Below are 25,834 nucleotides of genomic sequence, written 5' to 3' on the forward strand. Positions count from 1 at the left end.
ATTATTTCTTCATGCTTATATCCATATAACAGCATTTTGACTGCTGTAGCTCGCTTGATTTCACGTTGTTCTTGACTATTTTTGATAAAATCTTCTAACCACTGTATCCACATGACCACAACTGCTTGCTTGTTATATAATTTACTCTCTTACTCTCTCCGTATTTTCTCATAAGTAGTTTAGGATTGCTATAGCTGGAAATCAAAATATGAGTACCATCTACCAAAAACTGCTTCATCAATGGGCTACTCTTGCGCCAGATGAATGTCAAGCTACAGAACGAGATTATCGATTCAAAGTCAGGATTTTACCCCAAGTTGAAGAATGCTTTTATTCCCATCCTTGGCGTTATATCAACAGTGAAGATTTAATTTTAAGACAATTGAACTTTCTGCTGTTGACCATCATCAATCACTGCGCTGCTCGACAATCCAGCATCGGCTTTACTTTTACTGAACTTTGGACTACTGCGATTATCTGCAATGGTCTGAAGTCTCAACCGCAGCTTCATCCGGCTATTGCTGCATTGGACGCATACATTCAACTATTGGAGTTTTAAATATGCGGTTCTCTCAACAACTTTTGGCGTTGTGAGGATGATTATGATTGCAACCCAAACATTACTTACATTTGATGAACTCTGGGACAAATGTTTGCGACATCTACAAGAAGTAACAGCACTTTGTCCTGGTGGTTTTACTAACCCAGATCCAGATTTTTTAACGATGAATTCTCAGCTATTTGTGAAGATTTACGCAACAGAAAATTAGCTGGCGATCACACCCATTACCCTTTATCTCTTATCCACTCCAGACACTTCTTCCGTACTGCTAATGCAAATTTTATTTGACTTGTTTCCATACCCCAACTTGGGATGACTTTCCTATCCTCTGGGCATTCTCAAAAGCTATCCTGTTTGGGCATTCTAACCCAGAGTTACTAATTTTCGCCAAACCACCTTTGAGCAATTCCTCTTGGAAACTGATTTCAGCTTCACCCGAATTTTTTGCCATTACCTCGGCAATCATATATTCATCGATATCTTTTTTCACGGGAATAATCATCACCTGATTTTGGGCTGCCGCTACTAGCGATCGCAACTTATGAGCAGAGGCAACACTGCTTTCTCTGGCATTGATTCCACATAATCGAACAAGCATTCGGTTGCCGTTGGTTTGATGAACTAGCATCGTATCGCCACCAATTACCTCCGCAACCGTCCATTTTTCTGTAAGCGCGACAGATTTAGATAACTCTCTCTGAAAAATTAACACGCTGATAATTACAATTTCTATAATTGCTGCTATAGCAGCGATGGCTCCTATAATAGTTCCAGTTCTCCCTGATGTGTTTACTTGCTTTTGAACTGGCGGCTCTTGAAGATATGCCTTGGAATTATCAATTGAGTTAGCTACTACTGGCTCTGCAACATTTGTTAATTCTGAAACTTCTGCTAACTCTTCTGTAACAGGGGCTTTAATCTGATTTAACAATATCTCTCGGCTTTGTTGAATATCCAAAACATCACAAATTTGCTCAATATTCCAATGCCTTATTCCTTTCTTACATCCTTGCCGATGTTGTTTAACAGTTGGTGCAGTATCAATTAATTTAACGTTAGAATTATTCTCTGCCCATTTTACAGCTGCTCCCATAGAACCGTCATACGAACTAGAGAGCCAAAATCCATCTTCTATCCACACAATACGATGCTGCCAATCACGGCTGTACCATCTTGCTGCTAAATATTTATCGCTTCCATGCCCAATTAGCTCTAGTGCTTGGTGTCTTTCATCACTATCTAATGGGTAAGCCCAAGGCCAACAACGAGTTTTTGCCCACTTATTCCATGCTTGTGATTGCTTTCCCCAAGTAGAAATCCAAACTGGATGTATCCAGCTACAGCTATCTATCACTTGTAAAAATTCTTTTGCGCCTGGAACTGGGTGAACTGTCGAATACTCTTGAGGTAAATTTTCTCCTTGCACGTCAGTATCTTCTACATCAATCACACCATTAATATCTAGAAAAAGCAGTATGGGTGCATTCATAATTGCAGTTAAACACATTACTGAATATCAGCGACTTTATAGTACCCAAAATCAGCAATAAATAATAATTGTGCTAGAAGTGCTGAATGTAAACAAGGCTACATCGCTGGTTTTGACAATTGGACTACTTTTATCTTTTATCGGATTAAACCCAGAATAATAGCTTTTTTGCCTTCTTTACAAAGGTTGCAATTTCTCTTAATCCCTATTAGAGATTAAACCACTACATTTTAGATTAAGCGATCGCCTTACTTGGGTGGCCGCCGAGATACCCTACTTTTCATCTCTTAGCCACTCCCGACCCACCCGCAATGCCGCCTCAGAAGTGTAGTAGATTTTCATCTCACCGAATATACCTCCTGTGCGGCTGATGATCCGAAACTGCCAACCAAAAGCTTCAAGGGGTCGCCCATCATACCAGAAGGTTGATGGGTGGGGAATTGAGGCAAACATTTGATAACTGAGCAAAGTAAATCCTTATTTCGGGGGTGATTGTTGTTGCACATATTGTTTTAACTGTTCAACTGTGACCCCACCACAACTAGCGACGAAGTAAGAACCTGTCCACAACACAGGTTTTGTGTACACCTTGCTCAAGATAGATTCAAACTCTTTACGAATTAACCTGCTAGAGACAGTTTTGAGGTTAGCAATAAATTTGCACAATTCAATTTGTGGATGGTAACGAATGAGTAAATGTACATGATCAACTTCACCATTAAATTCTACTAATGTGCATTCCCATTTGGTACAGGTATCGTGAAATATATCTGCCAGCCTAGATAGCATCTGGTGATTAATGACTTTTTTTCTATATTTAGTCACAAAAATTATATGAGCAGTAAGAGAGTAAACAGAGCGAAAACCTTTATCATACAACTCTTCCATCGATGAGCAATAAATGATATACTGACATTATGATTTTAACTTACTGCTACCGAATTTTACCCAGTGCCGCGCAAATAGCTTTAATGTCAAATACATTAGAGCTACTACGTCGTCATTGGAATTACGCATTGGGGCAGAGGTTAGATGCACTCAGCAGAAGTCGTTGTCAAATTGACCGATGTTCAATAGTCAGTGAACCAATTGGAGAAATCCCTCAAAGAGTTAATTACTATACTCAGCAAGCAGATTTAAAGCACACAAAGATACTGTTTCCCGATTACAAAAATATCTGGGCAGAATCTCAGCAAATCAATTTGCAGCGTTTAAATCAAGCGTGCGAACGGTGGTTAATTCCTGACACATCAGGAAAACGTGGTGGTCGTCCTAGATTCAAAAAGCCAGGAGAATTAAGGTCTTTTGTTTATCCACGAGTGAATTGCCCAAAGGCAGGTGCTAACCTCAAAGACGGCATATTGAAACTGAGCAAAATTGGTGAAATGCCAGTCCGACTGCACCGACCACTACCATTCGGTTTTGTACTCAAAACTTGTACGATTGTGTGTAAAGCAGATGGATGGTACTGCTGCCTTTCCATGCAAGATAATTCTGTGCCACAATTATTACCTCTTGATGAGGTTAAATCTGCTGTAGGGGTTGATGTTGGGCTAAAAGAATTTTTGACAACATCAGATGGTGATACAGTACCTATTCCACAGATTTATCGCCGTACTCAACATCACCTAGCACGACAACAACGGCAACTGGCTCGTCAACAAAAAGGCTCTCGAAGACAAGCTAAAAAGAAAAACCACATAGCCCGGATTCATCAAAAAATTGAGCGTACTAGGAAAGATTTTCACTATAAAACAGCACACAAATTAGTCAAAAATTTTGATTTCATCGCCGTAGAAGACCTGAATATCAAAGGTCTTGCTAGAACAAAATTGAGTAAATCAATTCTGGATGCTGCATGGGGAGCATTTCTCAATATCTTGGAAGCAGTGGCGGTCAAACGCGGTGTCCGAGTCGTGAAAGTTAACCCTCATTCTACGAGCCAGAATTGTTCCGGCTGCGGTTGCAAAGTCCCGAAAACTCTCTCTGTTCGTTTGCATCATTGTCCGAAATGCGGGTTATTGATGGATAGAGATGAGAATGCCGCAGTCAATATTTTAAATCGGGCAATTAGCGAGGTGGGACTCATCTTGTCTGCGCGTGGAGGCTTTGGGATTACCCAGCCTGTGAAGCGCGAAGCTTTTTTGGAATTTGATGGTTCTCAACTATCTAGTTCTAGATTAGAAGCTCCTGTTATACCGCAAGGTTAACGGGAGAGAACGTCACCATTGTCCAGGTGTGTAAAAGACCATTAAGACACTGCCTTTCAAACAAAGTACAGTATCAATCCTGATTTCTGGGAGGTGGCTCACTTTTTTCTTTCCTCAAGCTTATACTCCCGTTCCATCGCCCCTAATATCCTCGCCTGCAACCCTGACAAATACGGCTTCGCCTGTTTCCCCAACCCCTGCAACAGCCAATCCACAGCCGGGTCATGGTCTGCCACTTGATGCAATCGCCGCAATCGCATACATAACTGTTGCATTGATTTACAATCATCATCCAGCAGTTCTAAGGATTTCAGGTGTTCAATTTTGACTGTGTATTCCCCGTCCCAAGTTTGAACAGTGCAACTGTAATCGCCAACATGAATTATTACACCCCAGCATCCGCCCTTACCTCGTAAATCTGGGTTGTCCTTTGGAACAAGTATGCAGATTTCGCCTTCGCGGTAGGGATTCGGTACTTTTGTTCGCTCTCGAATTTTATCTACAATATCTTTGACTACACGCCCAGAAGGAACTTTACCCCCAACGGCTTCGACTGCTTTGAGCCATGCTTTCTGCTGCTGCTGTGGTTCTAGTGTTGTCAGTGGCCGTACCTGTCCTTCACTAGTTGGCAGGACTGGTATAGCAACAGATTCTACAGTTACTGTTTTGAACACAGCATTATTTTGTGTCCAATTTGGACACATTTTCAGATTATCTACAACATCTGCCGCCTCAATTAATCTGTAGGGATGACGACGCTCAAACCCAAATCTATCTTTGCAATATTCCTCAAATGTTTTGTGCGTTGAACGGTAGAGACGGCGATCTCGCAGTTCTCTCAAAGCACGACCCGCTTCGTAAAACGCTGTCTCAACTTTTTCTTCTAACCTAACGCGATCGCTCTTTTCCTCCTGCGTTAATTCTGGAACTTCAACAACCGCCACTTCAACAGTTACTACCTCTGGTTCTTCTTGTTTGGGCTGCTTTTTTGTTGGCTTTGGAGTTGCGCTCGTTACGGCGGTGGTCTTTTTGCGTCTAGAAGATGGGTTGTTCATTACCCCACCTCCAGTCCGGCATGGCTGAGATAAGTGTTCCTTTGTGTCATCATGAGAATAGTCTTTATTATTCCAGCCCCACTCCTTAGCTAAGGTTGGGGTTTTTCAATGCTTCTTATATCTTTGCATTTCTGCTGCTTGTGATCGTGTATTCAATTTAAATTTCAAGCCGTCATCACATGATTATGTTTACTGCATATCTGGTCTGAGAACCGGATTAGGACTGGACAGACCACTCGTATTTCTCCTTAATCTGTTGTATTCTAGTTATCCTGTGTGATTTTAGTCCTGATTTTAATCAGAGCTTTTACATTCTTTCTGGAACTGATTCAAAAGCTATGTCTACTTCTCATTTGGGTAATTAGCTCTTTTTCACCACTACTTTTTACATTTTTTAACTCTCATGAAAATTATCAAAAAATCTGACAAGCTTACTCTCAGACAGATGCGGGAAATCGAGTTAGCCGAAGACCAACTTCTCCAGTCTGAGACTGTTCCTCTGACACCACCTGCAATCGAGCAACCTGTACCCGTCGTCCCAGAGCCTGAACCTAACTACATTCCATTGTTAGACAATCCTCCGGTTCAGTCTGTGGGTAACTCCGGCTGGCAGGTTTCTGATGTCTGGCGCGATTTGCGGGTTGATAGTTTTTGTGATTGATAATCTATCTTGTGATAGTTGCAATAATTTTTTTCCTTATTAATGGCAGCAGATTTTTATCGGCTAATTTTGTGAGCTTCTACTACATTGATATCAACATGATTCAACTTAAAATATATTTTAGCTTTTTCTTGTTACTAAGAAAAACTTTGAAATATCGAAATTCACCTATTATAAGGAATTGAGAGTTCACATCATATTTGCTTGACTCTTTAAAACTCTTAAGTTCAGTCTTAAAATCTTGTTCTTCGATTGCTGAATTTTATATGATTTGAAATAGTGGAAAATACTGGAAATATTGTTTTAGAAAGTTTTAGTGATTTCAATCATACTTTCTCTCTAAATTCAGCATAAATGATTAGCAAGTTTTTTGGGGCTTTCATTGTGTTAGCCCTGTTTGACTGTAGTGTGAAAGCTCAGATTAACAGCATTCCGCGAGACGTTCAACCACCTTCAACTACTCCCCTACCAAATCAGGAGCCTCAGCCAATACCCACCCTTCCAAATCTTCCTGCTCCAACCCCTTCTACCACGCCCGAAGAAGAATTTGATACGAATCAAGAAACTTTCACTGTTTCTAAATTTGAAGTTATTGGTGGTACAGTTTTCAGCAAAAAAGTCTTAGATCAAATTCTTGAAAAATACACTAATCGCCCGGTCACGCTTGCTGACTTGTATCAGGCTAGAAAGAAAATCAGTGATTTGTACCTCAGTAAAGGGTACATCCAGTCTGGTGCTTATATTCCGCCGCAAAAAATTCAGGACGGGGTTGTTAAAATTCAAATCATTGAAACCAAGCTCAAAGATAGAGATATTGAAGTTATCGGCACAAAACGCCTAAATCCTGGCTATATTCGGAGTCGCATAGCAGCCTCTAATCTCGGCCCGCTCAACAAAGAAGTTTTGGTGAAGTCTTTACAACTATTAAGAATAGATCCCTTGATCAAAAATTTATCCGCAGACTTACGAGCCGGGAATCTGCCTGGGGAACTTCTACTAGTTGTTGAGATTACGGAGGCAAAAACTTTTAGCACCCAACTGTCTTTCGACAACCAGCGATCACCCAGTGTTGGCGACTTACAAAGGCAATTGCAATTAAAAGAGGCTAATTTGCTGGGGCTTGGGGACGGGCTAAATATCGCTTACAGCAATACAGAGGGAAGTAATTTTCTGAATGTTGCCTACAGCATCCCTCTAAACCCTCATGAAGGCACTCTCTCTTTTAATTACGGCATTTTTGAAGGTAGAGTAATCGAAAATCCCTTCAGCAGTCTTGACATAAAATCTGGCTCACAATTTTACGAACTTACGTTTCGCCAGCCGATAATTCGCTCTGTCAACGAAGAATTTGCTCTTGGACTGACTGCATCTCGGCGCGAAACTGAAATTAGTTTCGTGCCTCTACAACAACGTATTCCTTTTCCTCAGCCTGGATCTGACAATGAAGGGCGTACCAGAATCTCGGCTCTCCGATTCTTTCAAGAGTGGACTGTTCGGAACAGCCGACAAGCTTTTGCTCTGCGATCGCAATTTAATTTAGGCATTGGCGCTTTTAATGCCACCGTCAATCCCACCGCACCTGACAGTCGCTTTTTCTCGTGGGAATTACAATCCCAATGGGCGCAACTTCTAGCTCCCGATACTTTAGTTCTGCTTCGTTTCAGTTCGCAACTGTCAACTACAAATCTTGTATCTCTAGAGCAGTTCGGCTTAGGGGGTTTAAGTAGTGTACGAGGCTATCGCCAAGACTTGTTGCTGGGCAATAATGGCACTTTCGCTTCCGCAGAGATCCAATTTCCTATTTTTCGCTTACCTCAAATCAACGCTAAGTTGCAAGGCATATACTTTACTGATATTGGTATTGTATGGAATAGTACCTCTAACAATAGTACTAATACCCTGGCTTCTACTGGCTTAGGGTTACGTTGGTCACAGGGAGATCGCTTCTTTGCTCAACTCGATTGGGGTCTTCCTTTGATGTCTGTAGACTCGCCAAGACAAACCTTACAAGAAAACGGGATTTATTTCCAGATTCAATACAATCCTTTTTGATCAATTCCCTTCACAATCATTTCTAAACTAGGTGGGGACATAATAATTCCTCTCCTAACAGGCTTAAGAGCCTGATTGCTCACCAAACTCAATTGAAGACGAGAGAGAATAGTTGCTAATACAAGTTTGATTTGAAGCTGCGCCAAGGCAGCGCCAACACATCTGCGACTACCTCCACCAAACGGCAAATATTCATACGGGGAAAACTGGCGTTCTAAGAATCTCTCCGGTATGAACTTTTTAGGCTCTCGGTACACTTCTTGCCTTTGATGTGCCAAATAAACTGAGACATTAACAATTGTTGGAGGTTCTAGGTAATATCCTGCAATTTCTATCGGCTGCTTTACGAATCGTGCAAACGCATTTAAAGCTATTGGATAAAGTCGTAATGTTTCAGAACATACCGCATTTAGATACGGCAATCGAGCTACTTCATTTTTATCTTTATTAGAGTTTGCTCGAAGTTCAAACAAAAGCCTTGCTTGAATTTCAGGTAAGTAATGACTCCAATATAATGCCCATGAGATAGCGGAAACAGTTGTTTCATATCCAGCAAATAATAAAGTTACCAAAGAGTCTCGAAGCTCAATGTCCGTCATTGCTTTACCAAACTCATCTCTTGCTTCGATAAGCATACTCAAAATATCTTTATCTCTAGCTTTTGACATTTTACGTTCAGCAATAAGAGCATATATCTCTTGATCTAGCTGGTCTATTAAGCGCGATTGTGGATTCAATATACCCCAATTTTTTATAATAGGAAGAAAAGACCACAAAACTTGACTTAGGGGATTATCAAAACTCTCAAAAAGGGAATTTACTATACACCGTATTTTATTTTGACGTTCACCTGCTTGCAATCCAAATACGACATTAAGGATCACACGCATAGAAATTTCCTTTACAACTAACTGAACTATAAAAAAACTTCCAGGAGATAATCGATTTATAACTTCTTCAGTTATTTCGCAAATAACCTGACTATACCAACGCATTCGTTCCGAATGAAAGGGGGGTAATAACATCCGCCGTTGACGATGGTGGCGTTCATCCCCAAGAAAAATTATGGAATTTTCTCCTAACAAGAGTTTCACTAAATCACTTTTTTGTATAGAACCAAGATACTCCGGTTCGGATGTGAAAATTTTCTGTATTGCTTCCGGGCTACTAAAGTAAATAAGAGGCGGCATTTCATTCCCTCTAAGCCTAAAAGTATCCCCATATTCCTGTTGCCAACTATCTAAAGTTTCTAATGGTCGAAGTAAAAACTGAATATTTTGTATTAATACAGAAGTTTTTGGGCCATCAGGTAAGTACATTGTAATATTTTCTTGATTTTTAACCTACAAATATTTTATTTTATTTTTAGCAGCAGCTTTTTAGTAAAAGATTTTACAAGACCTAAAAATTAACGATGAGCAAAATAAACAGTACTATAATTGTATTATTATTAACTTTTGATACTGTTAAATTTACTCCTGCATCAGCGCAAATTATTCCAGACAAGACACTTCCAGCAAGTTCTACCATCAACAATCAAGGTAGTAGTATAATAATTGACGGGGGAACTCAGGTTGGGAGAAATTTATATCACAGTTTTAGCGATTTTTCTATCTCTACTGGAAAAACTGCTTTTTTCAATAATTCCGTAAATATTGAAAACATCATTACCCGTGTAACAGGCATATCAAGCTCAGTAATTGATGGAACAATTAGAACTAATGGTAATGCAAACTTATTTTTAATCAATTCCAATGGAATTTTATTTGGTAAGAATGCACGTTTACAAGTAGGTGGCTCTTTCTTGGCAAGTACAGCTAACAGTCTTAATTTTTCCGATGGTATTAAATTTAGTACTACAATCCCTCAAAATAATTCACTATTAAGCATAAATGTACCTCTAGGATTAGAATTTACCACAAATTCATCGGCTCCTATAATAGTGCAAGGGGCTGGACACAACCAGTTTATCATCGGTAATCAAGTAGCTGCTTCAATTACTTTATTGGAATCAGGTCAAAGTGAAGGATTACGCTTACAACCAGGTAGAACCTTTGCTTTAATAGGTGGGGAGGTAGTTTTTGACGGTGGATTAGTTACTGTTCCTTCTGGGCAGATTGCTATAGGTGCTATTAACAACGGTACAGTTAAGCTTTCTAACGATTGGAACTATACAGGAGTCCATGAGTTTAAAAACATTAGCTTTAATAAACAATCTTTGTTGGATACAAGTGGCTTTGCACAAGGAAATATTTCTATTCACGGTAAAAATGTAACTTTTACAGATGCCTCGTTGGCCTTAATTGCGAATTTTGCATCTCCTACTCCAGGAGCTATTAGTGTAAATGCAACGGATACGCTAAATCTAACAGGAATAACTTCGTTTAACGTACAGCCCTTTCTTGGTATAAGAAGAGTTAATCGAGGTATTATTACTGCAACTATTTTTGGACAAGGGGCGGATATATTTCTCTCTGCCCCCAAGATAATCGCTCAAGATTCTGAAGTTGTTTCTACTCTCACTTTTGGACCTGGAAGAAGTGGAAATCTAACAGTAAATTCGTCAGAATTAACAGAAATAAAAAGCGTAGCAATCAATGAAAGCTCTGGAGTTGCTTCTGTGTTTGGAACTATAACTTATGGTTCAGGTAATGCAGGTGATGTAACAATATCAACCAAAAAATTGGTAATTCAAGATGGAGGATCTTTAAGCTCTTTTACGTTTGGAGAAGGGCAGGGAGGAAAAATAACAATAAATGCTTCTGAAACCTTAAAAGTTTCAGGTGGACATTCTGACTTAGTTTTGTTTGCCTACGGAACAGAACCTGTTCCTACATTTTCTCCAAGCAATATTTCATCGCTCTCTATTTCTTCTGGTGATGCTGGTAACATAAGCATTAATACAAAGCAATTAATTGTTGAAAACGGAGCTGCAATTTCCGCGTCTGGTTTACGAACAGGTAACTCCGGGAATGTAAATATCAATTCTTCTGAAACAGTCTATCTTAGTGGCTCAGGATTAGTAAATCCTTCTTTAAATCCTAGTAGAATATCCTCATCTGTAGGCTCTAGTGATCCTTTTGTAAATTACATATACAATCTCAGGCAACCCTCAGATGCTTTATCTGGAAATGTTTTTATTAGAACCGGTAATTTAATCTTAGAAAATAATGCTCAAATTGGAGTTAGGAATGACAGTACAAAAGATGCAGGTACACTTGGGATCGTCGCTAACTCCGCATCTTTAAACAATAGCTCTATTACCGCATCCACCCGATCAGGCGAAGGAGGCAACATTGCTCTGAACGTCACAAAATTAGTATTAGGCAATAGCACTATCACTACAACAGCCGGTGGTAACGGCAACGGTGGTAACCTTACAATTAACGCAGACACGATCACTGGATTCGGCAATAGCAGTATCACAGCCAATGCATTCAGAGGACAAGGCGGTAACGTATCTATCAAAACTAAAGGATTTTTCTTCTCAAATGACAGCTTCGTTTCAGCAAGTTCCCAATTGGGAATCGATGGCAGGGTTGAGCTTGAAGCGTTATATGAACAGCTTGATCCTGCTCAAGTAGAGCCAATACAAATTCAAGCAGATCCTAAAATTACTGCATCTTGCCAGGGGAATCCAAATTCAGGTTCTCCCAGCAAATTCGTGATTATTGGAACAGGGAGCGCACCACGCAACCTTGACTCCCAAATTTCTAACAATAATGGATGGTCGCCCAATGTTGCTATATCTGTTGCTGATAATGATTTGGAAAAATTACCAAATCAAGGCATTCTACCAATTGTAGAAGCACAATCAGTAGTAATAAGCAAATCAGGAGAAATTATTTTATCGGCTTCTCCTTCTAAATTTGTTGGAACAACGGAAGCTTCATCAGACAATTCTTGCTTTACCGCCTATACATCAACAAATAAACGGAGCCAACAGTGAAAATTACAAGGCGTAGATATTTACTTTGTGGGGCTTCAAGTTTTTTTATAACAATATTAAAGCCAGTTAAAGTTTTAGCTACTAACAAAATCAGTAAGCAACAGCAAGCTGAGTTATTGACACAAAGTGGGCATATTTTATTAAATAAAGGACAATATCTATTAGCGATTCAGGATTGGAAGGAAGCAACAAAACTTTATCGCCAATTAGGTTTTGAGGATGGCGTTACGGGAAATTTAGTTAACCAGAGTCTCGCATTACAGGGACTAGGTTTATACCTTAATGCTTTTGATGTTCTCTTGGAAGCCTTGAGAATAAGCAAATCAACTTACTCTCCAACTTCTTTTAAAAATCAAGACCCCCAAAAACTGTATTTAGCAATTCATAAGATAAAACTTACTCCAGTAAATTTGTTGGCACTACAAAATTTAGCAGAAGTTTTACGGCTACTGGGGAATTTAAACGAATCTGAGGCAGTTTTACAAGAAATTATTCAATCACAAACCCCAAACCCATATTTTAATTTTTTCTTGTTATCTTTGGCGAATACTAAAAAATCAAAATATTACCGTTCAATATCACAATATAAATGGATAGAAGAATTAATTTTAAAAAAAGATACTATAGACGAAATTCAAAACAATGCACTTTCTGCTCTCAAGCTTTATCAACAAATAAACAATCTAGAAAATACGCCAAAAGACATAAAACTAAAATCTCAATTAAACAATTTATCATTACTATTGAATTTTCAGGAATGGGTAAACTTACAGAAAAACCAGGATTTCGTAAATAAAAAAAATATTAGCCAGAAAATCCAAAACTTAATAGCTCTAATCTTCCAAAATTATTCCTTATTTGACGAACTATCTGCTAGTCAATCAGTTTACGCCAAGATTGATTTTGCTAATAATTTATACAAAACTACAGACAAACAATTACAGCATATAGCTATACAGTTTGCGGAATCAGCACTAACAACTGCTGAAAGCCTTGATAACAAACTTTTACAATCTTTCTGCTGGGGAACTTTGGGTAAACTTAATCCAGGGAAATCAGAAATATACTTTAATAAAGCTTTGGGATTTGCTCAATCAATTCAAGCGTGGGACATTGCTTATCAATGGCAGCAGCAATTAGCGGATTTATACGGGCAGCAAGGAAAATTTAAAGAAGCTTCTCACTTTTACGAAGCTGCTATCACGAATTTGCAGCAAGTTCGAGGAAATCTCTTAAGTACTAATCCAGATACTCAATTCTTTTTTAATGAAAAAATTGAACCTGTGTACCGCAATTACCTTCGACTATTAATAGCAAAGTCTAATCCTGACTACCAAAAAGTAATTCTAACAAACGAAGAATTTAAAATTACAGAATTAGAAAATTATCTTCAATGCGGCAAACTCAATCTTGTATCTTTAAATGAAATTAAGGATTCAGATTCAACAATTATTCATATAATCGACTTAGTTGATACATTGGAAGTGATTTCTCAGTCGTCTAACTCAATCCATCATCACTCGATTGATTCGACTTTAATTAGAGAACATATTAACAATATTTTGGAAATTTTGCAAAGTAGAAATTTCGCCTATACCACAGAAGAAACAATTCTATCTGACTGCCAAATACTTTATAAATTATTGATTGCACCTATCCAAAATTTAGCCTCTTCAAAAATCTTAGTTTTCACTTTAGATACAACCTTTCAAAGTATACCTATGGGTATACTTCACGATGGCAATAGTTATCTTATTACACACTATGCCATCACCTATACGATGGGATCAAAAATCCAATTCCCTAAATTTTTAGATTCTTCACAATTACGGGCTTTAGTTGCAGGAATTAGTAAGGAATCACCAAGTTTTTCTGCTGCCAACGCCCCTGAAGGACTCAAGCCACTACCAGGGGTTGAAGCAGAAATAGCCAGCATCAAAGAAGAAATTACTTCTACAAAGATATTATTGAACGAGCAATTTGTTAGTTCCATGCTGGATAAAGAACTGACTACAGATAACTTTCCGATAATTCATTTAACAACTCACGCTCAATTTAGCTCTCTTGCTGACAAAACAATGATTTTGGCTTGGGACAAACCTATTACTATTTTAGAATTCAATGATTTGCTTAAAGAAAAAATGCAGCAGTCGAAAAAAGCAGGGCTTGAGTTGTTGGTTTTAAGCGCCTGTCAAACAGCAAAAGGAAACAAAAGATCAGCCTTGGGCATTGCTGGTGTGGCCGCACAAGCAGGAGCTAGAAGTACGATTGCTAGTCTCTGGCAGGTAGATGCCGATTCAACAGCTTTACTTATGAAAATATTTTATAAAGGATTAAAAAATAATTTAACTAAGTCCGAAGCTTTACGCCAAGCACAATTACAGATGTTATTAAACCCTAAATATCAACATCCCTTTAATTGGGCAGCTTTTCTATTAGTTGGTGCTTGGCTATGATGTGGTCAACGCTCTCGCAACTGCTGCAATGTTTTGAAACCTAATTCTATTTTTTTCAATTCAACTTCGTTCCCATTTTTCTTTGCTAACTGTTCTGCTTTCGTGTAGCTTTGTTGCGCTTGTTCCAGTAATAACGCACCTACATAGCGATCGCCTAGTACCCTAAAGATTGTGGGATCTTGACTACCAGCTATAATCCGCGTTTTCAATTCTTTGATAGTCTCGTCTAAAAGAAACTCGGACATAAATACAGTATCCAGATCAAGCGCCGCCTCCTCATCAGGTGGCAACCCCAGGACTTTTACTTGCTGCACTTTTGCTGAAATATCCTGAACCTTATTTAAAGGTAAAAGAGATACTACCGAAGAGCTAAAACTTAGACGTTTACTACCACGATTGGCGATTATCGTAATATTGTAAGCATTCCCATACAGCAATTCTTTTTGCTCTTTTGGGTAAGGGATAACGGTAGTATTAGTCTTTACTTGTACCTCCCAATCAACCTTATTACCTTTTAGCACTACTGTATAGCTATCAGCATCCGCCACTGCTCGCCACGAAATATCCGGCTTATTGTTGATAATCGAATTTCCGTAGGGACTTATTAAAGCTGGCGAATTAGGTTCATCTTCTGGCCCTTTAAAATTGCGTGGGCAAAGTAGGACATTTACCACTGAACACTGCATGGATTCTTTGGCGGGGTGATCGCATATTTCCTTGTCAAATCTTGTGCTACGCTCTATAGTTATAAACTGTCGATTCAGATAGCAGAGAACCCTGACCGGACTACCATTCGGCTCTATTTTTTCACCTAAGCATATTTTTCTTCCTACTCTCCAAGTACGATCATTTCTACTATAAATTCGCCCACTTGGTTCTGCACACATTCTTTTTTCTAATATTTGCTGACTCCAGACGCTGGTACTAGCAAATAATGAAGTAACTAAAATTAGAGTTGATAGAGTTGTTGATACTGCTATAAATCGAGGAATATAAAAAAAGTAAACCGGAGTCCGAGCCATTTTTTGAAAAGTAAAACCCTAACTTTTAGTTTACTATAATAACTAACGATTTTTTTTAATTATTCGCTGTAATAAACTATCTCGCCAGTTAAATACTTCCGGTAGGTCAGAATCAAGTGTCAGACAAGCTTCCCAAGCAAGAAATGAGTTATCACTATCTTCCAAAATATCGTATATTTGTGCTTTTAGACAGTGAACATCTGCTCTTTGGATATCTAATTGTTCAGCTTTTTTTAAATATTGCTGGGCTTCTTGTAATTTCTTATGTTTTAACTTTGCCCATCCCAGATTTTTGTACAATGCAGCTTGTAATTTTGGCATTTGAGTGTTTTTTAATCCTTCTCCTGCTAAAGCGATCGCTGCATCATAGTCACCTTTTAAATTTTTCAATCGTGATAAATTGTTCAAGACTTGGGCTGCTTGCTTATTAAATTTTAGAGCAACATTGTACTGTTGCTCTGCCAAGTCTTTTTCACCCATGTCATCGTACAAAGTTCCCAACCCAAAATATCCTTCCCAGGTGGGGTTTATTTGCAAAGCTTTAGAATAATTACTAGTAGCACAATCATAATCTTTTAGCAATTGGCAGACAAAAGCTAAATTAGTATAGGTGTCCACATCTTGATTATTATATTTTATCGATATAGAATAATATTTCTTGGCATCTTCTAAGTTCTTGGTGCTACGAGCCGCTTTATCAAAATAAAAATTTGCAATATAATTCCTCACTTGAGGACTTATTTTTATAGCTGAATCAAACAATTTTTGTGCGCCCTGAGAATTATTAGCTGATTCAGCTTGTTCTCCTTGAACCACTAGACTTTTAGCTCTTAAAGGTAAGAATATTTGAAAATATGCCGTAGTTCCCAAAATCAATAATCCGAGCCAAATACTAATTCTAAATGCTTTAGATTTTGTTAATCTGTAAAATTTATTTTGCTCATTAATTTTTTCTATTCTCTGTAAAATAATTTTAGTATCTGCTGGACGTTTTCCAGGAGTGGGAGCCATCAAGCTATCAATAATATCTGCCAAAGGTTTATCAATTTGTAGTGCTTTATCTCTCCATATCAGTTTCTCTGTGTGTCGATTTGTAGGTAAATCCATTAGACGAACTCCCGTCATCATACGAACAAAAGTTCGCCCCAGAGCATAAAAATCAGACTGCGGTACAGCTTTTCCATAAATTTGTTCTAATGGTGTATAAAAATGCGAAATTATAATTGTAATTTCATTATCTCCAGCATTTTTACCTGCCCCTCGATTAGCACCAACTTTTGTTAGATAAGTATCTGTTATTTGCCGTGCTGTTCCAAAATCAATCAATGCTAATTGCCCATTTGGTTTGAGCATTATGTTTGCAGGTTTAATATCTCTATGAAAAAAACCTGAATTATGTATTTTTTCTAAAATTTCTACTAACTGCTTTAACCACTCAAGTGCTACAGATTGTGAAATGGGTTGGTGAGAGTTTATCCATTTTTCTAGGTCTTGTCCTTCTATTTTGTCCATGATTAAACATCTAAGCATGAAAGGACTATTCTCAGGACGATAAGTAAAGAAATCTTCTGAACCATTCGTCTGTGGTATATTTTCACAATCTATTAATGATAAAGCCAGAGCTTCTCGCTCAATTAATTGAATTGCTTTAGAAGAAGTCCACCTGACAATTTTCATCACTCGCACTTTTGGTACAGTAATCCATTCTGTTCCTTTATCTTCTATTTCAAAAATTTCATTATAAGTAAATGGATTATCACTCAATTCTCTTAGCGGCTTTAATAGGCGAATTCGATTGTTAATTAATAAAGACTTCCCGCAACCTAGACAAGTATCAGTGCTATCAGGATTTTCACGTTTATCACAAAGAGGATTTATACAGTAATATGACATATTATTTTAGATTTTAATTTTTTAAATTAGTAATTTTATCTAAATGATTATCAAAATTTTGATTTTCAAACTTAGAGTTTTAATTACTTAATAAAATATCTACTGGTAATTCCCCATATATAGCTTTTTATATAACTAGTGTTTTCACACAGCAGGAGCATAGGCGTTCGTCGATTCATCCTAAAAAGGGAATATAGAGGTTACTCTCTTTTAAATAATAGCCTTTCGATTTTTTTGGTAAACTCAAGTAAAGCACTTGCCTAGCAAGGTTTTTATTACAACCAACAAAGCACTGTTTAGCTGAAAAGTACAGCTACTTTATTTAAGTTTTCTTAATATTTTTTTATAAATCTTAGGTTGAGCAGGGAGAGAAAATTTTCTGCTTGCCTCTCTTGATGCTCCATGAATAAATTTCTTATCCGACCCAATACCTCTCGGTTAAGGAATTAGGAGTGACTTTTACTCACGAAGTTATCATGGTTTCAAGTGTGCAACCTGCTCCATTTTTGACAGGATGAGAGCTTAACCGAAAAGTATTGTTATCCGACCCGTATTGCTTGTGCTGTCCAGCATACAGATTTGTCTTTGAGAACCCAACTACTGGAAGCTTCAGCTTGTCGTTGCTGTCAAGTTTTGGGTAAAGGTATAGTTTTTTAGTTATGCCTTCTTATCAAAAATCTTCTTCACTAGTATTGCTATTTTTTCTTTTTAGTGATACATAATTATTGTTTTAGGTTACTTTAAGTAACATTTATAGTGACTTAAGCCTTTCATGTTGACCGCGAAACTAAGAGGACTTGGAAAAACTACAACTTTAGACATAGATAAAGCAAATTTATCTTCGCACTTGCACAAAATATGTTACATCAATGTAAAATACATCTAACATCTATTCGTGAAAAACCAATACTATGAGTTGTGACTTAGGGTAAGAGTAAACCTATGGTTTTGCTTGTTAGACGTGGGAGAAAACCTCTCATTCTTCCAAAAGAACAGCAGTCCTCTGATTCACCATCTTTGCCATCTGTAACTTTTGAAGAAGCTGTAACAACAGTTAACAATTTAGTTTTTACCCAAAAACGACGATATTTGTCTGAGGCTGAGATTGTTGTACTGAAGGGAGCATGGAATAGTCAGGATTTTTCTGAAATAATAGCCCAGCAAACAACATACGCTGGCAATTATCTACAACGTCGCGTAGCTCCTCAGCTATGGACTTTGCTTTCTGAAGTTCTAGGGGAACCAGTAATTAAGCGAAAGGCGCGATTTCTGTTAGAGCAAGCTGTCAGAAAGTATTCTAATTCAGACCTATCCTCTGACATTAACAGTGAAGGTTCAGGTTCTATCAAAGGTCAGCCTCCTGACACATCTGTTTTTTATGGTAGAAAACAAGAACTATTGCAGTTAAAAAAGTTAATTAGCGACTATCGCTGTGTACCCATTACCGGAGTTCCTGGAATTGGCAAGAGTACTTTATCTGCAAAACTTTTATCGGATATTAGCTTAGAATCTTCACAAAAATTTGATTTTCTCATCTGGAAATCAATTACTCATCCAGTACCAATTCAGGATCTAGTGGCTGATTTAATTAAGCTAATCCACCCAATAGAACCATCTATAGTTTTACCTGACCAAACACAAGCAATTATTACTGTTTTAATTAAGCATTTACATTCACACCGTTGTTTAGTCGTTCTAGATGGCTTTGAAGCTTTATTCAGAGCTTCCAATTTAGAGCAACGCCTAGAGTATAAAATACTGATACGACGTTTATTAGAGGAAGAACATCAAAGCCGCTTCATATTAAATTGTCGTGTTTTTCCCAGCGATTTAAATACTGTCTTGAAATATAAACAAGCTATTACTTGCTTTCGATTGGAAGGATTAGACACAGAATCTGCAAGGCAATTCTTGACTGATCAAGGCTTAACAGATCAAGATAAATTACTCGACATAATTTATACTTATCGTGGTAATGTTGCAGAATTACAAGCAGTAGCCCAACGAATTAAATATTTTTTTGCTGGAAGTGCAGAAAAATTTTATCAGCACAAAACAACTTTTATTACCGATGAGTTTCAGTCAATGCTTGATGAAACTTTTAGTGAAGTCTTGACTCCGCTTGAACGATACATCATGGTTTACTTGGCAGAGAGAATATCTTTAGATGTAAGTTTTCTTAGCTTCAATAATTTATTGATTGAAATCAATTCTCAATATGATAACTCTGCTTCCACTTCAACAATAATTAAAGCCTTAGAAAACCTTGAAAGATTTTCATTAGTTGAGAGTATGAAAGACCCCAACACTAAGGAAATTAGCTTCACTTTACAACCCGTAGTCAAAAAATACATTACCCAAAATTCATTAGGGTTGTTGCCTGCTAATGCTTTTCCATCACCAGCAAACGCATCATGAAGGCAAACCCGACATACAAGTTTTCGAGCGCAAGCCCAAGACAGAATCAACGCCAAGGGCAGCTTGAGGAAAACCAAATAAAACTGGAGGTAACGACAACTTAACAATCAAAATCTTGCTAGATGCGAAAATAACCAATGTTCTGTAAGATCAAGCTGGTCATCAAAGGAGGTAAAAAAATATAAACGATTTAAAGGGCAAAACCTACTAAGGAGTTGGCCTTGCCCGGAAATTAGATAATTCAATAATTCCAGAGCGGGGTTGCTATTGGAATGACTAAGAAAGTGGCCGAAAGTTTGGCGACTGAAAACCACTAACTTGTCAGGAAAACACCCACGCTGCTTTACTTTGCCATTATAGCGACAAAGGCACAAGTACAGCTACTTTTTGCTGGCTACTTTTTTGCATTTTGGCAAAAAATTTATAATTTCATTATGTAAATTTTTATAAAGCAGTGTGAAAACCTCTCTCTGAAGCTGAAAATCATAGCTATCAGAGGAATCTACTGTGTTAAATAACCAATACCCCCAAGAATCGGGGATTGGAGCGCAAGTGTTATCTGAAATTTCAGATAGTACATTTTCTGAATACCCCAATAATCTAACAGCAGCCGAGTATCATGAATTGGCTGTTGCCAGTGCAATTCATCCTGAGATAATTGCCCGAAATTTCCGGCATATCGAAGGAGAAACCGTATATAGTTATTTGTTCATATCCCCAGCTATCCCCCGAAAAAATGCTGGACGAGTGACAGATGGTTTTTTAAAAGCGTACCAACATCTCACCACTGGAGGGATGTGGATATCGGGAGTTGACCCGCAACAAAACTGGGAACCAATGGAGTGGGGACGACTCAAACCCACCAACCCGCGTATTGACGGGGAAAAAGGTAAGCCCGTAAAGTACGAGTCACCGCCAAAAGTCCCAAACCGTGTTACTTATTTTGACATCCCCAACTGTATTTGGGATTCGGTGGCAAAACGTTACAATATCAAACGCTACCACTGCCCCCTGGCGCTGCGATTACAAGACAGACTGCATCCAATACTGTTCTGGGAGTGGGTACAGCGACACCCCGAAATACCTATAATTCTGTGCGAAGGCGAGAAGAAGGCGGCCTGTTTACTCAGTTTAGGATTTGCGGCGATCGCCCTCCCTGGTATCTGGAACGGACGAGTGGGAAAGAAAGATTTTGACGAAAGGCTGCATCCTGACTTATTACCACTGGCACAGAAGGGGCGAAAATTCATTATTCTGTTTGACTACGAAACCAAACCCAACACCCGTTGGTCGGTTTATCAAGCAACTGTAAGAACTGGTAAAACAATTGAGGCTGTTGGCTGTGCTTGTGAGGTGGCACTGCTGCCAGGGTCGGAGAAAGGCGTTGATGATTTTGTGGTTGCTAGAGGTGATGATGCCAATGCACTGTTGACAGCAATTATTGATGATGCTCACTCATTGAAAGATTATCAGCAATTGTTCCTCATCAAGCACCGGGGACTGAGAAAGTATAGACCAGATGCGCTGATCAATACAAAATATTTAACCCAAGCAGTTGCAGTTCAGGACAAAGAAACAACCAACATACCACAACAGACAGTATGTGTATTACAAACCCAAAAGCCAGAAAAACCTTTTGATTTTCTGCCTCAGCCAGAGCAGTCAGAGCAGCCAGAGCAACCAGAGGAAATACCCCCAGGTCATCGCGGAAAAATCAAGTACAAGCTCAAAAAATTGAGACAACAGCCACAACCCAAAAGTATTATCTTCCCAAAAACAGGCTTAGTGGTACTGATTTCTGACATGGGTACGGGGAAAACCGAATTAATGCGTTGGTGGCGTGATGCTCACCCTGACCAAAGATTTCTCAACAACGGGCATCGGGTGAATCTGCTGAAAAATCTGGCAGAACGTTTGAAAACCTTGATGTATTCTGACCTTGGTTATGCTGGCATGACCCAAGCACAAGCCCTCAGCATTACCATCGACAGTTTATATAAGTTAAACACCCAGGCCCTAACTTACGGCTGTATTTTCATTGACGAAACTTGCCAATACCTGACACACCTACTGCACAGTAATACTTGCAAGGAACATCGCGCACTCATACTGTCTGTATTAGAACATATTGTTTACAATGCGCCTTTAGTTGTCATCGCTGACGCACACATGGATGACATCACCATTGATTTTTTCATGGCCATGCGACCAGTTGGGGAGCAACCATACATTATTAAAAATGAATGGAAGAATGGAGAGCGCACCATCTATTGGTATGAGGGGATGGATTCTTCCGCGTTGGTGGCGCAAATCTCGGCGGCAATCATGATGGGTCAAAAAGTCATGGTGGTTTCGGATTCTAAACGATTCATCAAGAAACTTGACAAATCTTTGAGTATACAGATTTTAGAGTCTGACCCAATACCACAGGATCAAGAAGCTGCTACTTTATCTCTAAAACCACCTCATTCCCACACCCATAAATCTTTACGAGTTTGGTCTGTACATTCTGATAATTCCGGCAGTGATGAGAATGTGGCCTTCATTAAGGACATCACCAACGCTGTCAAGAATATAGATGTACTTCTAACTTCGCCTAGTCTGGGTACTGGTGTTGACATCTCACAATATCATTTTGATTTAGTATTCGGTGTCTTTCATGCAGTTTCCCAAACTGCCACCGAATGCGCTCAACAGCTGTGGCGTTATCGTCCCAAAGTGCCGATTCATGTTTGGGTAGCACCTCTTCCACCATTCGGTTACAAAGAAATCAACCCCACCAAAATCAAGGAAAGGATACTTCAAACGAATGAAATCACTGCTTTTCTCATCAAAATCGACCGGCAAACAGGTAAGCGCGGGGCTGAGAAAGATTGGGCATTAGACGCTTACTGTCAAATTCAAGCTGCACGTCACCAGTCAATCAATAACTTACGGGCTGACCTGAGATCACTGTTGTCCGACATGGGTAATACTATTGTCCCAGTCGGAGATCATATTGATGTCGCAACTTGGGAATCCTTAAAATATGCGGCTGAGGCTCTAGATGCTGCTCATCATCAGTCTGTCGCCAAAGCAAATACCATCTCAAGGAGTGAGTACCGCGCACGGCAAAGTAAGGATTATCTTTCACCTGACGAATTTTTTGAATGTGAGAAGTTTCGCATTCACGATGCTTATGGTGTGGAAGTCACCGAATCTCTCGTCGAAAAAGACAACGGCGGTCGGTTAATAGGTGCGATCGCATCTTTAGAGGCTATCTTATCTCCATCCCAAGAGACAATCCTGGATTCTCGGACTAATCAACAATACCCCGCACCCCCAGAATTTGTCAGTGCTAAAGATTTAGCTGAACGTAACAAGCTACCCTTTTGTATGGATTGGAGTAATTATTCCGCCAAGTGGTTAGCTCGATTTAACTTAGGTTTACACCACATTCTCAAACGATTAGTAGCGGGTGAAGAAATTACTGCTGCCGACGAACAACTATTAAATCTGACCCACAGAGCAAAAGAATGCGCTGCTCACATTAAAGCAATTTTGGGGTTTACTATCCCTAGTGATTGTCAACCGATTTGGTTGTTGGCCACTTTAGTCGCGCAGTTGGGACTAAGTTTAGATTTTCGTAAATCTGGTAAACGTGGACAACAAGTTAAATTGTTCTCGCTTTCAAAATCCGAATTAGATTTTGCATTAAAAGTTATCGCTCATCGTCAACAGCAACGGAGTGATTACGCTCAAACACAGTCATTACAAGGGGTTGAATCGGCTTCTTCTCCCGTATCCACCCCCCCCTTAATTGGTACAGGAAATCCCTTAGTTGGGGGGGCGGATACTACGCCTTCCTTGAAAGCAGGGGAGCAGGGGAGACAGATTTTTGCCCCCTGCCCCGAAACCTCTTCATCTGATCGCACTACCCTACTTCACTGTGTAGAAATACTTCGCTCTGGTATTACCAAAGGAGCCGAGGCTATCAAAGGCATTCTCAAGCGATGGGCCACTGATTGGCGGTGGCACGTTGTTTTGCAACTGGAGGCTTTAGCACAAGAAGAATTGCAGGCGATTGCCCTTGCGCTGCCGCAGTTTTATGAGTGGTTGGATGAATCGGTGTTGCCAATGGAAGCATAAGGCGATCGCGCTGTCCCTTTGGATGGGAAAATTTACTTATGAGAATGCGTGTTCTGATAAGTAAATGTCTCGCGTGCCAGTCCAATCATTAGCCCTAGCCACTCCATCGCCTTTGACCATTCACCCAGTGGCAGTCTACCTGGGAGCATTGGCAAATGGTTCTCAACGGACAATGGAACAAGCACTCAATGCGATCGCAGCTTTGATTTCCAATGGGGAGTGTGATGCTTATACGCTCAATTGGGCTGCTTTGCGCTATCAGCACACGGCGGCGATTCGTACTGCCTTAGCCCGAAAATATTCTCCAGCGACAACGAATAAAATGCTGTGTGCATTACGCCGAGTTCTCAAAGAAGCACTGCGGCTGGAATTAATGGATGCAAAAGATTATGCTAAGGCTGTAGATATTCAGAGTGTGAAAGTCAAAAGAAAACTCAAGGGCAGAGCGTTGACATCGGAAGAAATTGGCGCACTGCTAAAGGTATGTCTTGACGACCCCACACCACAGGGCGTAAGAGATGCCGCTTTGATTGCCATACTGCGCGGTACGGGGGTAAGACGGGCGGAAGTGGTAAATCTGGATTTAAAAGACTTGAGCCGTAATGGCGAATTACAAGTTCGACAAGGTAAAGGTGATCAAGATCGGACAGTGTATTTGCCGATAAGCGCAATGGCACTGGTTGAAGATTGGCTGTGTGTTCGTGGTCGCAAAGCTGGAGCGTTGTTATGCCCGATTCGCAAAGGTGGAGAGGTACAGTTGAGGAGAATGTCATCACAAGCAGTGTTGCTGATTGTTCGCAAACGCGCTGCCGAATCAGGGGTAGAGTCTTTTTCTCCCCATGACTTTCGCCGGACATTTTGCTCAGACTTGCTAGATTCTGGGACAGATATTGTGACTGTACAGAAATTAGCCGGACACGCTTCACCTGCAACAACTTCTAAGTATGACCGTCGCGGCGAAGAAACTAAACGCCTTGCCGTGGAAAACTTGGATTTTCCTTACACTCGTCGTCACAAATAGGGTGTAGGGTGTGGGTATTCTAACCCTACTCAAATAAATTTTTACTGTCTATACAGCTTTCTGTACCACGTCTACACACGCTGTTCACCAGATACGTCTGTTGAAAGTCAAGCGGGGCAAGACTTTCTCTAGAGTTGTCTACACAGCATCTACACGGTAAGTTTGTGATTGTAAATGATTGTCATAAAGCTCAAGAGTTTGCTTTTGCGGAAACAGGAGATGAGCAATGGCCATACCACTTGCCCAGATGAAAATTGGATTATCAGTTAAGTATCTGATTGGCACAAGAAGCGGGTTGACAGCGAGAGTCAGCGAGATCAGAAAATGCTCTTTGAGCATCAAAGATACTCATGTGATAACGTTGACATTTGATGATGAATCGCTGCCGCCGCACTTGAGAACCCAAGATGTTACTGCCTACAACGGCGTGGTTGAGTGGTGTGAAGTGGAGTTTTAACGTCAAAAGAATTCTTCTTCCTCAGTGAATTTTGCGTTTTAAATTCAAAAAAGGTCAAAACTAATGAAGAAAGTTGGTTGGTAGACATCGCGGCTCTAAATCTTCTAGAAAATTATATTCCGCACAGTTATATTTTGATAAGTAATCCATAGTCATATAAGCAGGGATAGCCACCAAAAAAGCAAGGGAGATCGCTTGGGAGCAACGCGATTTTCTGAAGTCGGGCAAAAACGAGTGACGATGCGCTACTCCAAGGCCAGGCGATGCCTATGGCGGGCTACGCCTACGCTAAAACATACATTCAAGTAAAATGTATAAAATGTTTAGGCACTGCTGGGATTAAGAAAAGAGCCTCTAACTAGCGCGGCGACGCACTAGCAAAATATAGAAGAAACACAGACTAGCCAACGTTTAAAGGCGAATAAATCGTACACTTGAGTAGTACCATGACAGCAAAAACC

General features: G+C 39.5%; 18 protein-coding genes. 10 read left to right on the plus strand and 8 right to left on the minus strand.

Annotated features, from left to right (window positions below; translation table 11 throughout):
* Window positions 1–208 precede the first annotated feature (208 nt).
* Together H6G28_RS34025 and H6G28_RS34030 are read left to right on the plus strand one after the other, a co-directional pair.
* Complete coding sequence (locus H6G28_RS34025; RefSeq protein ID WP_190677514.1) at window positions 209–559, plus strand: hypothetical protein; 351 nt, start codon at window positions 209–211, stop codon at window positions 557–559.
* A gap of 43 nt (window positions 560–602) precedes the next feature.
* Window positions 603–770: a hypothetical protein gene (locus H6G28_RS34030; RefSeq protein WP_190677516.1), complete on the plus strand. Its 168-nt coding sequence runs from the start codon at window positions 603–605 to the stop codon at window positions 768–770.
* A 72-nt stretch (window positions 771–842) separates the two neighbouring features.
* Here the strand turns inward: H6G28_RS34030 and H6G28_RS34035 are convergent, their stop codons facing one another.
* The 3 genes from H6G28_RS34035 to tnpA all read right to left on the minus strand — a co-directional run bounded on the left by H6G28_RS34035 (window position 843) and on the right by tnpA (window position 2,939).
* On the minus strand, window positions 843–2,051 hold the full coding sequence (locus H6G28_RS34035; protein ID WP_242054735.1) for a thermonuclease family protein: 1,209 nt from the start codon (window positions 2,049–2,051) through the stop codon (window positions 843–845).
* 273 nt (window positions 2,052–2,324) lie between these two features.
* The gene (locus H6G28_RS34040) at window positions 2,325–2,504 is read right to left on the minus strand and encodes a hypothetical protein (protein ID WP_190677534.1); all 180 of its coding nucleotides are present in this window, start codon (window positions 2,502–2,504) and stop codon (window positions 2,325–2,327) included.
* Window positions 2,505–2,528: 24 nt separating this feature from the next.
* A complete protein-coding gene (gene tnpA, locus H6G28_RS34045; protein WP_190677519.1) occupies window positions 2,529–2,939 on the minus strand; it encodes an IS200/IS605 family transposase in 411 nt (136 codons plus the stop codon).
* A 29-nt stretch (window positions 2,940–2,968) separates the two neighbouring features.
* On the opposite strand from tnpA, the gene H6G28_RS34050 reads away from it, so the two are divergent.
* Window positions 2,969–4,261 carry an RNA-guided endonuclease InsQ/TnpB family protein gene (locus H6G28_RS34050; RefSeq protein WP_190677522.1) on the plus strand — a complete coding sequence of 431 codons (1,293 nt, stop codon included), beginning with the start codon at window positions 2,969–2,971 and terminating at the stop codon, window positions 4,259–4,261.
* A 98-nt stretch (window positions 4,262–4,359) separates the two neighbouring features.
* Here the strand turns inward: H6G28_RS34050 and H6G28_RS34055 are convergent, their stop codons facing one another.
* Window positions 4,360–5,316, minus strand: a complete 957-nt coding sequence (locus tag H6G28_RS34055; protein ID WP_190677524.1) for a hypothetical protein — start codon at window positions 5,314–5,316, stop codon at window positions 4,360–4,362.
* A 403-nt stretch (window positions 5,317–5,719) separates the two neighbouring features.
* Between H6G28_RS34055 and H6G28_RS34060 the strand changes: the two genes are divergently transcribed.
* Both H6G28_RS34060 and H6G28_RS34065 read left to right on the plus strand, forming a co-directional pair.
* Complete coding sequence (locus tag H6G28_RS34060) at window positions 5,720–5,977, plus strand: hypothetical protein (protein WP_190592980.1); 258 nt, start codon at window positions 5,720–5,722, stop codon at window positions 5,975–5,977.
* Window positions 5,978–6,331: 354 nt separating this feature from the next.
* A complete protein-coding gene (locus H6G28_RS34065; protein ID WP_190592981.1) occupies window positions 6,332–8,029 on the plus strand; it encodes a ShlB/FhaC/HecB family hemolysin secretion/activation protein in 1,698 nt (565 codons plus the stop codon).
* Here the strand turns inward: H6G28_RS34065 and H6G28_RS34070 are convergent.
* A complete protein-coding gene (locus H6G28_RS34070; protein ID WP_190592982.1) occupies window positions 8,011–9,348 on the minus strand; it encodes a cytochrome P450 in 1,338 nt (445 codons plus the stop codon). The genes H6G28_RS34065 and H6G28_RS34070 overlap by 19 nt on opposite strands.
* A gap of 95 nt (window positions 9,349–9,443) precedes the next feature.
* Here H6G28_RS34070 and H6G28_RS34075 point away from each other — a divergent pair, with 95 nt between their 5' ends.
* Window positions 9,444–11,978: a two-partner secretion domain-containing protein gene (locus H6G28_RS34075; protein WP_190592983.1), complete on the plus strand. Its 2,535-nt coding sequence runs from the start codon at window positions 9,444–9,446 to the stop codon at window positions 11,976–11,978.
* Entirely contained in the window at window positions 11,975–14,434 is a 2,460-nt protein-coding gene (locus H6G28_RS37725; protein WP_190592984.1) for a CHAT domain-containing protein, read from the plus strand. Before H6G28_RS34075 ends, H6G28_RS37725 begins: the two co-directional genes overlap by 4 nt.
* A 5-nt stretch (window positions 14,435–14,439) precedes the next feature.
* Here the strand turns inward: H6G28_RS37725 and H6G28_RS34085 are convergent, their stop codons facing one another.
* Both H6G28_RS34085 and H6G28_RS34090 read right to left on the minus strand, forming a co-directional pair.
* Complete coding sequence (locus H6G28_RS34085) at window positions 14,440–15,456, minus strand: hypothetical protein (RefSeq protein WP_190677525.1); 1,017 nt, start codon at window positions 15,454–15,456, stop codon at window positions 14,440–14,442.
* A gap of 42 nt (window positions 15,457–15,498) precedes the next feature.
* Window positions 15,499–17,349, minus strand: coding sequence for a protein kinase domain-containing protein (locus H6G28_RS34090; protein WP_190592986.1), 1,851 nt, complete (start codon window positions 17,347–17,349; stop codon window positions 15,499–15,501).
* A gap of 942 nt (window positions 17,350–18,291) precedes the next feature.
* Between H6G28_RS34090 and H6G28_RS34095 the strand changes: the two genes are divergently transcribed.
* From H6G28_RS34095 to H6G28_RS34105, 3 genes are all read left to right on the plus strand, one after another.
* A complete protein-coding gene (locus H6G28_RS34095; protein WP_190592987.1) occupies window positions 18,292–19,767 on the plus strand; it encodes a helix-turn-helix domain-containing protein in 1,476 nt (491 codons plus the stop codon).
* A 507-nt stretch (window positions 19,768–20,274) separates the two neighbouring features.
* Entirely contained in the window at window positions 20,275–23,895 is a 3,621-nt protein-coding gene (locus H6G28_RS34100) for a plasmid replication protein, CyRepA1 family (protein ID WP_190677527.1), read from the plus strand.
* A 64-nt stretch (window positions 23,896–23,959) separates the two neighbouring features.
* Window positions 23,960–24,916, plus strand: coding sequence for a tyrosine-type recombinase/integrase (locus H6G28_RS34105; RefSeq protein WP_190677529.1), 957 nt, complete (start codon window positions 23,960–23,962; stop codon window positions 24,914–24,916).
* 262 nt (window positions 24,917–25,178) lie between these two features.
* Here the strand turns inward: H6G28_RS34105 and H6G28_RS34110 are convergent, their stop codons facing one another.
* Window positions 25,179–25,379 carry a hypothetical protein gene (locus H6G28_RS34110; RefSeq protein ID WP_190677530.1) on the minus strand — a complete coding sequence of 67 codons (201 nt, stop codon included), beginning with the start codon at window positions 25,377–25,379 and terminating at the stop codon, window positions 25,179–25,181.
* Window positions 25,380–25,834: the final 455 nt, after the last annotated feature.

The organism is Nostoc sp. FACHB-190, from assembly GCF_014696905.1.
In the GTDB taxonomy this organism is placed as follows: Bacteria; Cyanobacteriota; Cyanobacteriia; order Cyanobacteriales; family Nostocaceae; genus Nostoc_B.